Origin of the sequence: Agathobaculum ammoniilyticum (genome assembly GCF_025567315.1) — a bacterium.
GTDB classification, from domain to species: Bacteria; Bacillota; Clostridia; order Oscillospirales; family Butyricicoccaceae; genus Agathobaculum; species Agathobaculum ammoniilyticum.
The window spans coordinates 419,726-434,334 of record NZ_JAOQJE010000001.1; the positions used below are offsets into that span (position 1 = coordinate 419,726).

General features: G+C 56.6%; 14 protein-coding genes. 4 read left to right on the forward strand and 10 right to left on the reverse strand.

Annotated features, from left to right (window positions below):
* Positions 1–40 precede the first annotated feature (40 nt).
* Together OCV66_RS02090 and OCV66_RS02095 are read right to left on the reverse strand one after the other, a co-directional pair.
* Positions 41–1,327, reverse strand: coding sequence for a galactokinase (locus OCV66_RS02090; protein ID WP_054327827.1), 1,287 nt, complete (start codon positions 1,325–1,327; stop codon positions 41–43).
* Positions 1,328–1,494: 167 nt separating this feature from the next.
* A complete protein-coding gene (locus tag OCV66_RS02095; protein WP_054327828.1) occupies positions 1,495–2,520 on the reverse strand; it encodes a LacI family DNA-binding transcriptional regulator in 1,026 nt (341 codons plus the stop codon).
* A 179-nt stretch (positions 2,521–2,699) separates the two neighbouring features.
* Between OCV66_RS02095 and OCV66_RS02100 the strand changes: the two genes are divergently transcribed.
* The 4 genes from OCV66_RS02100 (at position 2,700) to OCV66_RS02115 (ending at position 6,668) form a co-directional block, all read left to right on the forward strand.
* Entirely contained in the window at positions 2,700–3,461 is a 762-nt protein-coding gene (locus tag OCV66_RS02100; protein WP_242977904.1) for a GntR family transcriptional regulator, read from the forward strand.
* A 142-nt stretch (positions 3,462–3,603) separates the two neighbouring features.
* Positions 3,604–5,061: an NAD(P)/FAD-dependent oxidoreductase gene (locus OCV66_RS02105; RefSeq protein WP_107631563.1), complete on the forward strand. Its 1,458-nt coding sequence runs from the start codon at positions 3,604–3,606 to the stop codon at positions 5,059–5,061.
* Between the two features lie 3 nt (positions 5,062–5,064).
* Positions 5,065–6,297, forward strand: coding sequence for an NAD(P)/FAD-dependent oxidoreductase (locus OCV66_RS02110; protein WP_054327829.1), 1,233 nt, complete (start codon positions 5,065–5,067; stop codon positions 6,295–6,297).
* Positions 6,294–6,668, forward strand: a complete 375-nt coding sequence (locus tag OCV66_RS02115) for a DUF1667 domain-containing protein (RefSeq protein ID WP_107631564.1) — start codon at positions 6,294–6,296, stop codon at positions 6,666–6,668. The genes OCV66_RS02110 and OCV66_RS02115 overlap by 4 nt, the downstream gene beginning before the upstream one ends.
* A gap of 259 nt (positions 6,669–6,927) precedes the next feature.
* On the opposite strand, the gene OCV66_RS02120 is transcribed toward OCV66_RS02115, so the two are convergent.
* From OCV66_RS02120 to OCV66_RS02155, 8 genes are read right to left on the reverse strand one after another with little or no spacing between them, the layout of a single operon-like run.
* Positions 6,928–7,968 carry an Ldh family oxidoreductase gene (locus tag OCV66_RS02120; RefSeq protein WP_107631565.1) on the reverse strand — a complete coding sequence of 347 codons (1,041 nt, stop codon included), beginning with the start codon at positions 7,966–7,968 and terminating at the stop codon, positions 6,928–6,930.
* Positions 7,969–7,984: 16 nt separating this feature from the next.
* Positions 7,985–9,283 carry an RNA polymerase factor sigma-54 gene (gene rpoN, locus OCV66_RS02125; protein ID WP_147573720.1) on the reverse strand — a complete coding sequence of 433 codons (1,299 nt, stop codon included), beginning with the start codon at positions 9,281–9,283 and terminating at the stop codon, positions 7,985–7,987.
* Positions 9,284–9,311: 28 nt separating this feature from the next.
* Positions 9,312–10,256 (reverse strand): transketolase family protein, encoded by a 945-nt coding sequence (locus OCV66_RS02130; RefSeq protein ID WP_054327833.1) that lies wholly within the window; start codon positions 10,254–10,256, stop codon positions 9,312–9,314.
* Positions 10,253–11,077: a transketolase gene (locus OCV66_RS02135; RefSeq protein ID WP_147573721.1), complete on the reverse strand. Its 825-nt coding sequence runs from the start codon at positions 11,075–11,077 to the stop codon at positions 10,253–10,255. The genes OCV66_RS02130 and OCV66_RS02135 overlap by 4 nt, the downstream gene beginning before the upstream one ends.
* A gap of 10 nt (positions 11,078–11,087) precedes the next feature.
* On the reverse strand, positions 11,088–11,813 hold the full coding sequence (locus OCV66_RS02140) for an RraA family protein (RefSeq protein WP_054327835.1): 726 nt from the start codon (positions 11,811–11,813) through the stop codon (positions 11,088–11,090).
* Positions 11,814–11,841: 28 nt separating this feature from the next.
* The gene (locus OCV66_RS02145) at positions 11,842–12,645 is read right to left on the reverse strand and encodes an HpcH/HpaI aldolase family protein (RefSeq protein ID WP_107631567.1); all 804 of its coding nucleotides are present in this window, start codon (positions 12,643–12,645) and stop codon (positions 11,842–11,844) included.
* 59 nt (positions 12,646–12,704) lie between these two features.
* The gene (locus tag OCV66_RS02150) at positions 12,705–13,988 is read right to left on the reverse strand and encodes a TRAP transporter large permease (RefSeq protein WP_054327838.1); all 1,284 of its coding nucleotides are present in this window, start codon (positions 13,986–13,988) and stop codon (positions 12,705–12,707) included.
* Positions 13,985–14,542, reverse strand: coding sequence for a TRAP transporter small permease (locus OCV66_RS02155; protein WP_054327839.1), 558 nt, complete (start codon positions 14,540–14,542; stop codon positions 13,985–13,987). The genes OCV66_RS02150 and OCV66_RS02155 overlap by 4 nt, the downstream gene beginning before the upstream one ends.
* Between the last annotated feature and the right edge of the window lie 67 nt (positions 14,543–14,609).

Genomic DNA, 14,609 nt, shown 5'->3' on the forward strand with positions numbered 1-14,609 from the left:
CCTCCCAGTAAGTTAGATATGGGGAACGCTCCGGACGCCGTTACGCAATCACGGCGCCGCCCTCCGGACGGATGTGCAGGAAGTGGCAGCAGCCCTTCCCCAGCACAGCCTCCATGCCGGCGCGGAACTGCTCCTTCCTGCCGTTCGGCACAAAGGCCTGCACGGTACCGGCAAAGCCGCCCCCGTGGACGCGGGCCGCGCCCTCCCCAGCGAGAAGCTGCTTGGCGAGCGCGATGGTGACGCATACTGCCTGCTCCTGCGGACGGGCCGTGCAGTAGAGGTTCTGCAGCAGCAGGCCGGAGGAGATGCCGGATTGGTTCACAAGGGAGAGGAAGCGGAAGAAATCGTCGCTTTCGAGCGCCTGCGCCTGCTTGACGGCGGTCAGGTTATCCATAAAGAAGTGCATGGCGCGCAGCGCAGCGCGGTCACCGGCCTGTCGGCGGACAAGGGCGAGGTTGTTCCAGAATTCATGGTAGTCCACGTCGCGCAGCACGGACTTGCCGAAGCATGCGGCGGCCGCGCCCATCTCCGCGGGGATTGCGGCGTATTCGTCGGTCAGGTCCGCGTGGTCCGCGCCGGAATCAATGATGCAGAGCGCATGGCCGGAAGAGAGCAGGTCGTAATCCAGCTTGCGGACCGCAGGCGACGCGGGGTTCTGGAAATCGATGGACACAATGCCGCCGACCGCGCTGGCGAGCTGGTCCATCAGGCCGCAGGGCTTGCCGAAAAACGTGTTTTCCGCATACTGGCCGATTTGCGCAATCTGGACCAGGCTGACCGCGTCCCCGCAGAACAGATGGTTGAGGATCACGCCGATCAGCACTTCATACGCCGCCGAGGAGGACAGGCCCGAGCCGCCGAGAACAACGGAATCGATGCAGGCGTTGAAGCCGCGCACCGGATACCCGAGGAAAATGAAGCGGCTGGCGATTCCGCGTACCAGCGCGGCCGAGGTACCCGCTTCCGCAGGCTGTGGCGCGAGCATGGTCAGGTCAATGTCAATGTCGGGATAGCCCGTCGAGCGGATGCGCGCGGTCATGCTGCCGTTGGGGCCGGCGCAGGCGAGCGCGTCCAGATCGATTGCAGCGGCCAGCACGCAGCCGTGCTGGTGGTCGGTGTGGTTGCCGCCCAGCTCGGTGCGGCCCGGGCCGGAAAACAGACCGACCCGTCCCTCTTTGCCGAAAGCAGCGCCGTAATTGTGCAACAGGCCGGACAGGCGGGCGCGTTTGTGTGCAAGTCCCTCGGCGCCGCAGCCGCAGACATCGGACAGACGGGCGTCGAGCGCGCCGCTGTCGATCGCCTGAAGAAGGATCGATTGCTCTTCCATACGGCTCATCTCCTTTTTGATCGCAATTTCAGGATGATATCCTGGTGATTTAAGCATACTCAATTTTTAGTAAAACTTCAAGTATTGTTTTACTAAAAATATGAACAAAAATCCAGGGGACGTTTTGGGTAAAAAAGCGGCCGGTCTGGTAGACCGGCCGCCTGGGATCAGCGAATGGGGGCGTATACGCTTTCCCGCTCGATCAGCGAGGGGGGGACAACGATTTTTACAGGCAGTGCGTCCGCATCGCGGCGGCTGCGTGCAAGCAGGTCGACCGCCGTGGCGCTCATGGCGGCGACATGGGTGCTGACGCTGGTGAGCGGCGGGTCGGTGAGGGTGGAGAGCGGGGTGTCGTTAAAGCTGATGATGGACATATCGCGCGGAACGTGCAGGTCGTTTTCCCGCAGCGCGGCGCACGCGCCGATTGCGGCTTCCTCGTTGGCGGCCAGCAGGGCGGTCGGCAAAGCGCCGCCGGACTGAATGCGGGCGGACAACGCGGCGCGGGCGTCCGAGGAAGTCATTTTCGCTTCAAACAGGAATGCGGGGTCGAACAGACCCTTGCGCGTCATATAATCGATGAAAAACTGGCGGCGCACCTCGGGCGCGGGACGTTTCTTCTGATCGAGCTTGCGGTCCGGACCCAGGAAGCCGATATACCGGTGGCCACGTGCGAGCAGGTAATCGAGCGCCTGCTCCACCCCTAACTGGAAATTCAGCACGACCGAGGGGAACTTCAGCTCATCCGGTGCGGAATCCAGGAACACAAGGTTGGACGACAGGGCGGACAGGTTTTGTATCTGCGCCTCGGAAAAAATGCCGATGGCCAACAGGCCGTCAAACGAGGTGGGGACGGGCGCGCGATAGGCACCGGCCTGCTCGGACAGGTGGATGACCGAATAGCCGCAGTCGCAGCAGCGCTGCTCTGCGTAGTTTTTGAGATAGAGGTAATAAGGATCCACCAACTGCTCCGCCGGAGAGAGCATCTCCGCGATGGCGATGCGCAGCGAGGAGGGCGCGCCCGTCCGGATCCGGCGCGGGCGGGTGGAGGAGCGGTAATGCAGCTTGCCCGCGGCCTCCAGGATCTTGGCGCGGGTGGCGTCGCTGACGCTCATGGTCGGGTCGTTATTGAGCACACGGGAGATGGTTGTGATGGAAAAACCGGTGTATTCAGCTAATTCTTTAAGCGTTGACATCTCGATCCCCTGTTTTTAGTAAAATAAGTTGCTTTCATTATATCCAATGCGGGGAAAGGTTGCAAGCGTTAAATCAGCGAAAAAGAAACTGGAAAAAATTTCTTTACTAAAAACCATGCCGGCGGGATGCGGGAAGCATGAAATTGTTGCCGAACAGACAAAGCTGACTGGATGGCAAATTGACGCGGGCTGATGAACTGTCGTATAATAAAAAGCAGAATATCATTGATCTGGAGGGGGAGCAAGACAAGGTGATAACGATACCAGAGAGGAAGGAGCGCGAGTCGGCAAAGGAATATGTCGTTCGCGTATTGGTGGACAATATCGTCAACACAGGACTGGAGCCGGGGGAAAAACTGATCGAGCAGGAGCTGTGCGAAAAGCTGGGCGTCAGCCGCACGCCGTTCCGCGAAGCGGAGCTGGAGCTGGCACAGCGTAAGCTGATCGATATCCGCCCGAAAATCGGTACCTATGTCGCTTATATCGACGCGGAGTTGGTTGAGGAAGTGCGGCACCTGCGCAGTGTACTTGAGGCAGAGATTGCAGGGATGGCATGCCGTCTGCTTTCCGCACAGGATATTGACCGGCTGTGGGAAAATATCGCACTGTGGCAGCTTTATATCAAGCGGAAGCAGGAGGATAAGATATTCCTGCTGGACAAGCAGTTTCACAGTATGCTCTACCATCTGTGTGGACGGAGACACTGGTATGAACTGGTAGAAAGCATTGCGCCGCATTTTGACAGGACTACTATCCTCAGCTTCCGCTGCCGGCCGGCGCAGATGATCCTACAGGATCACGAAAATCTGATACGAGCCGTGGAAGCGCGTGATGAAGCACATGCTCGCATGATAGCGGACCAGCACATGAACCGCTATACGGAGAATATCGCAGCCATCCGCGCGGCATTCCCTAAATATTTTAAGGTTGAAAATAGATGAGACAGAAGCCGCTGTGCCGGAGTGTTTCCCACCGGATACGGTGGCTTTATTTTTTTTCAATAAGTGCTTGACAAATGAAAACGAATGTTATATATTTTGATCAATGAAATATATAACATTCGTTGTGTGTGAGGCGAATACTATGCAAGAGCAATATGATGTAATTGTGATTGGCGCAGGCGTTGTCGGGAGTGCGATTGCGAGGGAGCTTTCCCGATACCGGCTGCGTATAGCGGTACTGGAAAAAAATCTGGATGTATGCAATGAGACGAGCGGACGCAATTCCGCTGTGGTACACGGCGGCTTCGCCAATCCGGTCGGGAGCCTGAAGGCGCGCTTCTGCGTATCAGGAAATAAGATGATGGATAAGCTGGCGGCAGAACTGGATTTTCCTTTTAAGCGGTGTGGCAAGGTGCTGGTCGGTAATACACCGGCGGATATGGAACAGCTCCAGCGCACGATGGAGCAAGGTGCGATAAACGGTATGGACGGACTGGAACTGGTAGACGAGGCGCGTCTGCATGAGCTGGTGCCGGCGGTTGTGGGAAAATTTGCAATGTGGTCGAAAAACAGTGGTATCATGGACCCGTTTTTGTATACGATTGCGCTGGCGGAAAACGCTCATGCTAACGGGGTATCCTACTTTTTCGATCACGAGGTGACCGGCATCCACAGAGAAACAGACGTCTATGTCCTGCAGACCGGTAAGGGAGATTTCCGGACACGTTGGGTGGTCAATGCTGCGGGGCTGGGCTGCAAACGGATATCCGATATGCTGGGAATTACGGGTTACCGCGTGGTTGGTTCGCGCAGCAATTATATTATCCTGCATAAGCGGATGGGGAGACTGCTGCCTATGCCGGTTTATCCGGTACCGAATAACGTCTACATGGGAATCCATGTGACGCCGACAGTGGACGGGAACGTTACGGTTGGGCCAGATGCCGAGAATACGGATAAGCTTGATGACTACACTGTCCCACAGAAGAATATAGAGGAGCTGGCCGCCAGTGGTACGGTGCTGTGGCCGCATATCCACAAAAAGGATCAGATTCGCACGTTCGCCGGCATCCAGCCTAAGCTGGTGGATGAGAACGGTACGGTACAGGACTACAAAATCGAGATCAGGGACGATATTGCGCCGCAAGCGGTCAACCTGGTGGGGATCGAATCGCCCGGCCTGACTGCATCCGTGCCGATCGCACAATATGTCGTTGAACTGATGCGCGAGCGCGAGGCGTTTGCGGAAAATCCGGCGTTTAACCCTTGTCGAAAGGGAATCGTCCGGTTCGCGGACTGCACTCCTGCGGAGCAGGCGCGCCTGATCGCCAGCGATCAGGATTATGGTGAACTGGTGTGCGGTTGTGAGGGGGTTACCAAAGCCGAACTCCTTGCAGCGATTCACAACCCGCTGGGCGTTGTAACTATGACGGGTATCAAGTACCGCACCCGTGCCATGATGGGCGGCTGTCAGGGCGGCTTCTGCCAAATGAAGATCGAGCAGATGATTGAGCAGGAGCTGGGTTGCAGGCCGCAGGAGGTCTGCTACAGCCGGAAAGGCTCGTGGGTGCTGACCGGCAATATGAGAGGGGAGGCGTGATAAATGGAACGGAAAGAGGTTGTAATCATAGGCGGCGGCCCCGCCGGATTAGCGGCGGCAGTCGAGCTGCATAAGCAGGGCGTGCGGGATATGGTAATACTGGAGCGTGAGGACAGACTTGGCGGTATTCTGCGGCAGTGCATCCATGATGGCTTTGGACTGGGGCGGTTCGGGGAAAGCCTGTCCGGACCCGAATACGCGCAGGCGTTTATCGACGAGGTTCAGGCGCGCGGCATCCCGTATGAGACTGGAGCGGCCGTACTGGAGCTGACATGTGACCGGAAGGTTACTGCGGCTACACGCAGCGGGCTTCGGCAATATGAGGCCAAAGCGGTCGTGCTTGCCATGGGGTGCAAGGAGCGTAGTCGCGGCTCGCTTGGCATACCAGGCGAGCGCCCTTCCGGCGTGTTCACCGCAGGGTCGGCACAGGCGTACATGAACCTGTATAACCGCATGCCGGGCAGGGAGGTCGTTATTCTTGGCTCAGGTGATATTGGCATGATCATGGCGCGCCGACTGACGCTGGAAGGTGCGCATGTGCAGGCAGTATTCGAGCTGCTGCCGCATCCGAGCGGCCTGCCGCGCAATATCGTGCAATGCTTGGACGATTACGACATCCCGCTGTATCTCAGCCATACAGTCACGGAGATCCACGGCCGGACGCGGTTGACCGGTGTCACGGTAGCTGAAGTTGACGTGGACAGACGCCCGATCCCAGGCACAGAACAGGAGTATACATGCGATACGCTAATTCTGTCGGTCGGATTGATCCCAGAGAATCAACTTCTGGAGGGCGCGGGTATTGTAATAGATCCTCGCACGAACGGAGCAGCCGTGGATGAAGCGCTGCAGACCAGCGTGCCGGGGATCTTTTCAGCGGGTAACGTGTTACATGTGCATGACCTGGTCGATTTTGTGTCGCTGGAAGCGGAGACGCTGGCGCGTAGCGTGGCGGCGTATGTCGCGGGAACTCCGCCCGTACCCTGCAACCTGGCGGTCGAAGCCGGCCGTGGAGTGGGACATACCGTGCCGCAGCGGGTGAGTGGAACGGCGGATTTCACACTTTCGCTGCGCGTGACAGGGCATTATCGGGACTGCCGCCTGGTCGTGCGGCAGGACGGGCGTGAGGTCGTGTCGAAACGTATGAAAAAGGCGATCCCCGCAGAGATGGTCCAGCTTGCGGTTAAAGCGGGAAACCTGCGCCGGATAGGCGCGCTGGAGGTGTCAGTGGAATGAAAAAACAGTATACTTGTATCATTTGCCCGAACGGCTGTGAGATCGAGGCTGAATGGGACAATGGAAAAATTTTGTCGGTCGTGGGACACACCTGCCCGAAAGGGGAACAGTATGTGCGGCAGGAGTTGACTGCTCCTAAGCGGACGATTGCGAGTTCGATTCTGGTGGAAAATGGCGTCCTGCCGCTTGCGAGTGTGAGACTGACCGCACCTATCCCCAAGGAGATGATCTTTCCGGTGATGGAGCAAATCAGGCAGATCACGCTGCGGGCGCCCGTTAAGGCGGGGACGGTGGTGTGCCGGCATGTCTGCGGCCTGGAGAGCGACGTGGTGGTCACAAAGAACGTGGAAGAACGAAAACAGGAAGAATAGCAATCGAAACATCGGAAAAGGGTAAGCGCTTCAGGATATATGAGAGCGTGACTGGGGGAAAAAGCTTTTATTTCCCGTGGTAAGGAAATTATTCCACTATAAACTATAAAAATTCAATTTTGCTTTTCGTAGCGTTACGATTCCGTATCAAAGGTAAGATAGAATTGGTTAAAAGCGCAAAGCAAAGGGTACCGCGTTTGCGGTACCCTTTGCTTTGCGCTGTCGCGCGATATTGAAAAAGAGGTTAAGTGATATGGTCTTAAAATGGGTAGTCCACCTGATATTTTTCAGAAAGTTCGCGGAACTCCTTTAGGACTGGCTCGGAGAGTTCGATACCATCCTCCCTGTTTTTTTGCGCTGCGGCATATTCGATTTCACCAGGGATGAGTACGCCGGTCGAACCCTCGGCGGGCGGACAGGCTTTGATACTGTCGAACAGATCGTCTACGCTCTGCTGGAACTCCGCGAGTGGGAGGAACTTGCTAATATCAATTACGCACATGCAATAGCCGATGTTGGAAGGTTCCTCCAGGTTTTCAAATACGCGCGGGATATGCTGGCTGTCGTTTGCACCGGCAAGACTGTGGCACAGCACATCGATAATCAGTGCAAGCGCATATCCCTTGGGTCCCCCGAAAGGAAGAAGCACGCCGGTGTTTGCCGCAACGGGATCGGTCGTTTTGCGGCCCTCGGCATCCAAGGCCCAGGTATCAGGGATCGAACGGCCTTCCTTTATAGCCAGCGCGATTTTTCCTTTTGCCACAACACTGGTTGCCATGTCGCAGACCAGCATGGGGCGCCGGCCGGCGGGAATAGCGATCGACATCGGGTTTGTGCCCAGCAGGGGCTTTGCGCCGCCGAACGGGGCGACCAGTTTGGGCGAGTTGCAAACCTCAAAAGCGATCATACCCTGCTCGGCGGCATGCATGACATAGTAACCGCCGAAGCCGTGGTGGGAAGCATTTTTAATTGTGGCGAAGGCTACGCCGTTTTCACGGGCGGTTTCGATACAGGCTTCCATCGCTTTCCAGGCGATCGTGGTACCCATGCCGTTGTTCCCGTCTACAGCAAGTGCGGCGGGTGCGGTTCGGACGATAGTCGGCTCGGCCCTGATATCAGATACGCCGTGCTCGACGCGGGATAGATAACCGCGGAATTTGGTGATACCGTGCGAGCGCACATTGCGCAGGTCGGCATTGATCATATTATCGATAAAGATTTTCGCGTTTTCCGGAGACATACCGGCCTTGACCGACACGGCTTCTCCGAATGTGCGGATGGTTTCAACAGGGAATTTCATAGGGCAGGACTCCTTTTCAACGTTTTCGCTGGGCTGCGGATGGGATCCCAAGCGATTCACGGTATTTTGCAATTGTGCGGCGGGCAAGCGGGATACCCTCCGCCTTCAGCCGTTCCATCAGCGCCTGATCGCTCAGCGGCGTGTGTTTATCTTCCTCCTCAATCAGCTTTCGCAATGCCTGCATAGCCTGCGCCTGACTGATGCCCTGTTCTGCATCAAGAGACACGGTGAACAGGTCGCGCAGCGGCAGGGTTTTACGCGGGGTCTGGATATATTTGTCCCGCACACCGCGGCTGACGGTAGATTCATGCACACCCATCGCTGCCGCCAGCTGATGAAAGGTAAGAGTTTTCAGCGGCTTGCCATATAGCAGATAATCACTTTGCCAGACCACAACGCGGCTGGCGATTTCGGTAAGGGTTGCGCGGCGTTTTTCGATGCAGGTAAGCACAAATTTGGCCTGTGCGAGCCGTTCGGCATAGTAAGCCTTGACCTCCGGCCGGTCGTCCGAACGGAGCAGCCTGTCATACAGCGTGGATATGCCAACCGAACCCATCCAGCGGTCATTGATATGTATATTCCATTCTCCATCGGTGTAGCTGCACACCAGATCCGGAACGATGTATTGCGTCTGGCCACCGGTAAAGGCTGCGGCGGGATGCGGGTCAAGATGGCGGACCGCCTCCAGGCAGCGCCGCTGGACAAGCTTGGAAATACCGGCTTCCTGTGTGATTTTGGAAAAGCGCCCGGCTGCGAGATCCTCCAGGTAGGAGTGCAGCAAGGTATCAAAGGCGGTATTCCCGAGACCCAGCCGCTCCAGTTGCAGAAACAGACAGTCGCCGATGTCGTGCGCGCCGATGCCTGGCGGTTCCAGAGAGCGGAGACGCGCCATGCAGCGCGATACCTGCTCAGGATGCAGATGCAGGAGTTGGGAAACCTCTTGTGTGGAAACGTCCAGAAAGCCCTGCGCGCTGAGCGAATCAATCAAAAACTGCATGCAGCCCCATTCGGCAGACGACATGGAGCGCTCGTTGAGCTGGCTGAGCAGATGGTCGCGAAGGGACGGACGATCGGGGAGCGGGATGTCTCCGTGTTCCGGAGCTTCGGAGGGTGCGCCGTGTCCCGAAAGGGAAAATGGTTCGGAAAAAGAGCTGTCGGTGTATTCGGGCGGTTCGAGTAACGGGTTATCCTCCAGCTCGCGCTGGAGGAACCGCTCGAGTTCGTCTCCGGTCATGGCAAGCACGTTCAGAGATTGTACCTGTGCGTGGGACAGGGTTTGCTTTTGCGAAAGGCTTTGTTTTGCATGGATATCCATGACAACTCCTGTTCTTAAGGGGAAATTTTTAACGGGACGTTTTGCGCTGCACGGCCCGCCGCGCTGCTGCGCACAGGGAATCTACGCCGAGGCCGTACTTGTCGATCAGCTCCTCCGGAGTGCCGGATTCGCCAAAGCTGTCCTGCACGCCGATACGCTCGACCGGTACGCAGACGCTCTCCGAAAGCGTCTCGCATACCGCGCTGCCCAGCCCACCGATGACCTGATGCTCCTCGCAGGTAACAACAGCGCCGGTTTCCGAGGCGTGCCGGATGACATCCTCACGGTCAAGAGGCTTGACGGTATGCACGTTGACGACGCGGGCAGAAATGCCTTCGGCAGAGAGCTGCTCCGCAGCCCGCATCGCCTGATGGACAAGGTAACCGTTTGCGAGGAATACCATATCGCTGCCGTCGCATACCAGACGGTTTTTACCGAGTACAAAAGGAGTGTCCTCATCCGTTATGACAGGGACCGCTTCGCGGCCGAAGCGGATAAAGCACGGCCCAGGGTGGTCATACAGGGCAAGCGTCGCCTTGCGGGTCTCGATTGCGTCGCAGGGGACGACAACCGTCATACCCGGCAAAGTGCGCATCAGCGCCACGTCCTCAAGCGCCTGATGTGTGGCACCATCCGGCCCGACCGAGATGCCGCCATGCGCCCCCGCGAGCTTAACGTTCAGGTGGTTATAGCAGACGGTGTTGCGGATCTGATCCCAGGCGCGGCCCGCAAGGAACACGCCGTAGGTTGATACAAAGGGGGTAAGCCCGGCAAGGGCCATGCCGGCGGCTGTGCCGACCATATCCTGTTCGGAAATGCCGCAATCCAAAAAGTATGAGGGGTTTTCCTGCTTGACCCATTCCGAACGGGTGGATTTAGCCACGTCCGCATCCAGAACCATCACATCCTCATGCAGACGGCTGAGTTCAAGGAGCGCTTTGCCGTATCCGTCGCGCATAGGCGTATCCTTCATGCTTCCACCTCCAGCTCTGCCATCGCCTGTGCATATTCTTCATCATTTGGCGCGGTTCCATGCCATTTTGCGCTGTTTTCCATATAGGAAACGCCCTTGCCCTTTACGCATTGGGCGAGTATAACGGTCGGCCTGCCCTTACAGGCGCGTGCGGCCTGATAGGCGGAGTAAATCGCGCTGACGTCGTGCCCGTCCGTTTCTATCACGTTCCAGCGGAAAGCCTCCCACTTTTCGCGGAGCGGCTGTACCTCCTTGATCTCATCGACGCGGCCGTCAAGCTGAACGTTGTTGTAGTCGACGAGGGCGCATATATTGTCCAGCCCGTGCTGGGGGGCAAACATTGCCGCCTCCCATGCCTGGCCTTCCTGTAGCTCTCCATCACCCATCAGGCAGTAGACGCGCGCGTCCGAACCGCGCCGCTGCAACGCAAAGGCAATACCGTTTGCAATGCTGAGCCCTTGACCGAGCGAACCGGAGGAACAGTCCAAGCCGGGCGTCGCATCCTTTTTGGGGTGTCCCTGAAGGCGGGAGCCGAAGCGGCGCAGCGTGAGCAGCTCCTCAGGAGGGAAAAAGCCACGGCGTGCGAGCACACTGTAAATTACCGGCGCGGTATGCCCCTTGGAAAGGATGAACCGGTCGCGCTCTGCCCAATTCGGGGAGGAAGGGTCGCAGCGGAACTGGTCCGTGAAATACAGCGTCGCGAGCAGATCGGCGGCAGAAAGAGAGCCGCCCGGATGACCGGAGCCGGCTGCGTGTATCATGGTAACGATATCGCGGCGGATCTGCCGGGCGATTTCCTTAATTTTTTGTTCCTGAAACATACGGCCTCCTTTACTTGCCGATTGCGGCGCGGCGGCGGGTCATTTCCGCACGCCATGCCATGACTTCATCCGCAGTGACGCGGCGGCCCTCCGACAGCGCTTTCCGGCAGGGGAGCAGAAGGGCGTCCTCTGCCTCTACCGCCTGCCGGCACGCGGCGGCCAGACGGGGGGCGATCTCGTGAGGAATTACGATCGCGCCATGACAATCCGCGTGGATCAGGTCGCCGGGATGGACCTCCATGCCGCAGACCTCCACCGTTCCACCGGCCTCGACCATATGGATGTACGCGTGGGAGATCAGGATCTCCCGGGAGAACAGGTAGAAGCCAACCTTCGCGACCTCCGCCACATCGCGGACGCCGCCCGAGGTGACCGTACCAACGCAGCCGAGCGCCCGATGGACGGTCGCCTGCACGTCGCCCCAGAACGAGCCGACCGGCTGCGGGTCGAGATCCTGAATCACCGCGACCTGCGGCTGATCGAAGCCTTCATACTGCTTGTAGTATGCCCGCATCACCTCATTGTGCCGGGTGTCCGCCGGATACCGTGCGGAAATGATGCCCGTTCGGGCATAGCCGACCATCGGCTTATCCTCCATGCTGACGCGCAGGCGCAGACTGGTATCGGTATAGCCTGTGGTTTTGGCGCGCACGCCGAAGCCTTCGATGGCGTTGCAGATGGTCGGGGTGTCAAATTCGCGCAGCGCTTCCAGCTGTGCATTTGTCAGACATTCCATTTTCGGAGCCCCCTTGCTGTGTTCTGGCTCAATAGGCCTGTCCAAGCGCGTCCAGAGTCTCATGTGTGCCTTTCAGGACCGCCTTGCCGCCGTTAACGATGTAGTTAAAGTCGAAGTTCATGCACAGCCAGTTGGCACCTCGGCCGAGCCAATCCTTGACAAACTGTTCGCTGTATGCGCCGGAAACACCGAAAGGCTTGCCGGTCTTACGTAGGATTTCACCGATCCTGTCAAATTCAGACTTGGCTTCAGGGGAAGCGGCTGTATAGCGGTGCTCCTGCGTGTTCATGCTCATGGCATAGTCGTTCGGGCCGATGACAAAGCCAGAGATGCCGGGCAGTGCCGCGATAGCCTCCAGATCCTTGACCACGTCAACATGCTCGATTTGCACGATCGTCCAGATGTGCTTATCCTCATTGGCGGTGTACTCTGCCTTGTCCCACATCGAGTAGTTGACCGCACGGCGTGTTCCCATGCCGCGTACACCGTTCGGAGGATAGTGCGTTGCTGCGGCGGCTGTTCGGGCCTCCTCCAGCGAGCGCACCATCGGCACGATGATACCGTCTGCACCCATGTCGAGAACGCTTTTGATAAAAACATGATCGTTCCACGGGACACGGACGATACCGGCCACACCTGCTGCGCGGCATGCGAGCAGATGGTTTTGGATATCTTTCTTGTCGATGGCGGAATGCTCCGCATCGATCCAGATGAAATCGAAGCCGCAGCCTGCGAGAGCTTCGGTAAGAAACGGGCTGTCAAAGCCAACGTGGGAGCCAACCGGAACCTTTCCGGCAGCGATTTTATCGGTGATTTTTTGAAGATTAAACATTAAAGAACCTCTTTCCAAGTCTTATTGTCAGTTGATGGAATATAGAAAGGATGGGGCAATCATCCGCCCACAAGGGATGGCAGGAATGTAATTAAACCAGGGATATAGGCACACAGGATGCAGATGATAACACAACATATAATCATAGGCGCTGCACCCTTGGTAGCCTGTTCAAAAGATACGCCCGACGTGGACGATATTGTAAACAGGTTCAGCCCGAATGGCGGTGTGATCAGGCCGCAGATCATAACGATACACATCAATACGCCGAGATGGAGTTCGCTCAGTCCGAACTCTACGCCGATAGGGACCAGGATAGGCGCCAGAATAAGCAGTGCTGGCGCAGTATCCATTAGTGCGCCTGCAATCAGGAATATAATGATTACAACTGCCAGATAAATGTATGCATTACCTAACATGGGAACAACGGCCGATGTCAGTTTGGACGGGATACGTTCCTTGGTCAGCAGGAAAGAAAATGCGTTGGAAAGTGCAACAATTAGCATAATAACGCCGGTTGTGCTTGCTGTACGCTTCATAACCTGCAGGTACCGCTTGAAAGTGAAGCGGCCGTACGCGATCATTAGAGCTGTAGTATAAGCGATTGCAACTGCAGCTGCTTCAGTGGGGGTGAAAAGGCCGGAATATATACCTCCGAGAATAATAACTGGTAGCATCAGAACGCCCAAGCTGTGCCATGTTGCTTTCAGAATGTCGTATAGAGAATATTTTGTTGTGCTGCGTGGTAACTGATGCTTAATCGCATACCAAGTGTTGTACAGCAGGAAAGAACCTGCCATAAGAACTCCAGGAATAACGCCGCCAAGGAACATGTCCGAAATGGATACGCCCATGGCAGAACCGTAAATAATCATCGGGATACTGGGAGGAATAACTGGGCCGAGTACCGCGCCGGAGGCGATAATACCGGCAGATGCGTCTTTGCTGTACTGTGCCTTGATCATCAGCGGGAACATGATAGCGCCAACGGCTGCTGTCGTTGCAGCGCCCGAGCCGGTTAATGCTGCGAAAATCGCACAGGTGATAATCGCGACCGCACCCATACTGCCAGGAAGACGGCCGAATACCTTGTTGACCCAGTCGACCAGACGCTCAGTGATATTGCCGGCTTCCATCAGGTATCCTGCAAAGGTGAACATCGGGACCGCTAAAAAAATAAAGGAATCGTTGCCGGTAATCATCTTGGCCGGGATCATGGATAAGTCGCAGGTTCCGGTAAATAACGCAAGGCCGCAGCATGCCAAACCAATGGCATATCCTACCGGCACACAGAGTGCAAGCAGGAGGAACAACAAACCAAACAGGATAAGAGCCGATGTCATTTGTTTTTCCCTCCTTCTGCCTGCTGTGCAGCAACAATCTGAACTTCTTCGATTTCTGTGCTGCGCTTGTCATCGCCGCATACGATTAGCTGGATCACGTTATTGATCGTGTTCCCAGTAATAAAAATGCCGCCCAGCACCGCTGAAAAATAGATAATCGGCATTGGAATGCGCCAAGACGTAGAAATTAGCTTGCTGACGCCCATAGCAGCCTGATAACCGCAAACGATGAAAATAACACCAAACAGTGCGATTAGCAAATAAACGATCAGATCCAAGGCAAACCGGCCTTTTTTCGGTAGTGCGTCACGCAAAAGAGTCAAACCTGGGTGTGCGTTACTTCCAGTTCCGGCACCCGCTGCAAAGAAGGTAAGGAAAATAAAAGCATATCGAGCAATTTCCTCCAGACCGGTCAGGGTAAAATTCGGGATAAAGCGGGTGAGAACCATCATGATACAGGTAACGACTAGGATGCCGAGGAATATACAGGCGAGAACCATCAGCGCTGCATTGATTTTTTGAACGCTATGGTCCAGACGCTTCGCCCACTGCATACATATTCATCTCCTTTCGCAGACTATAAGGGGGGGGGGCTGCCCGGTGCAGCCTTCAGCACACACC

Coding starts and splice junctions, on each gene's coding strand:
- OCV66_RS02090 (WP_054327827.1), bottom strand. CDS start 1,327: ATGGAAGAGCAATCGATCCTTCTTCAGGCGATCGACAGCGGCGCGCTC.
- OCV66_RS02095 (WP_054327828.1), bottom strand. CDS start 2,520: ATGTCAACGCTTAAAGAATTAGCTGAATACACCGGTTTTTCCATCACA.
- OCV66_RS02105 (WP_107631563.1), top strand. CDS start 3,604: ATGCAAGAGCAATATGATGTAATTGTGATTGGCGCAGGCGTTGTCGGG.
- OCV66_RS02110 (WP_054327829.1), top strand. CDS start 5,065: ATGGAACGGAAAGAGGTTGTAATCATAGGCGGCGGCCCCGCCGGATTA.
- OCV66_RS02115 (WP_107631564.1), top strand. CDS start 6,294: ATGAAAAAACAGTATACTTGTATCATTTGCCCGAACGGCTGTGAGATC.
- OCV66_RS02120 (WP_107631565.1), bottom strand. CDS start 7,968: ATGAAATTCCCTGTTGAAACCATCCGCACATTCGGAGAAGCCGTGTCG.
- rpoN (WP_147573720.1), bottom strand. CDS start 9,283: ATGGATATCCATGCAAAACAAAGCCTTTCGCAAAAGCAAACCCTGTCC.
- OCV66_RS02130 (WP_054327833.1), bottom strand. CDS start 10,256: ATGAAGGATACGCCTATGCGCGACGGATACGGCAAAGCGCTCCTTGAA.
- OCV66_RS02135 (WP_147573721.1), bottom strand. CDS start 11,077: ATGTTTCAGGAACAAAAAATTAAGGAAATCGCCCGGCAGATCCGCCGC.
- OCV66_RS02140 (WP_054327835.1), bottom strand. CDS start 11,813: ATGGAATGTCTGACAAATGCACAGCTGGAAGCGCTGCGCGAATTTGAC.
- OCV66_RS02145 (WP_107631567.1), bottom strand. CDS start 12,645: ATGTTTAATCTTCAAAAAATCACCGATAAAATCGCTGCCGGAAAGGTT.
- OCV66_RS02150 (WP_054327838.1), bottom strand. CDS start 13,988: ATGACATCGGCTCTTATCCTGTTTGGTTTGTTGTTCCTCCTGCTTGCA.
- OCV66_RS02155 (WP_054327839.1), bottom strand. CDS start 14,542: ATGCAGTGGGCGAAGCGTCTGGACCATAGCGTTCAAAAAATCAATGCA.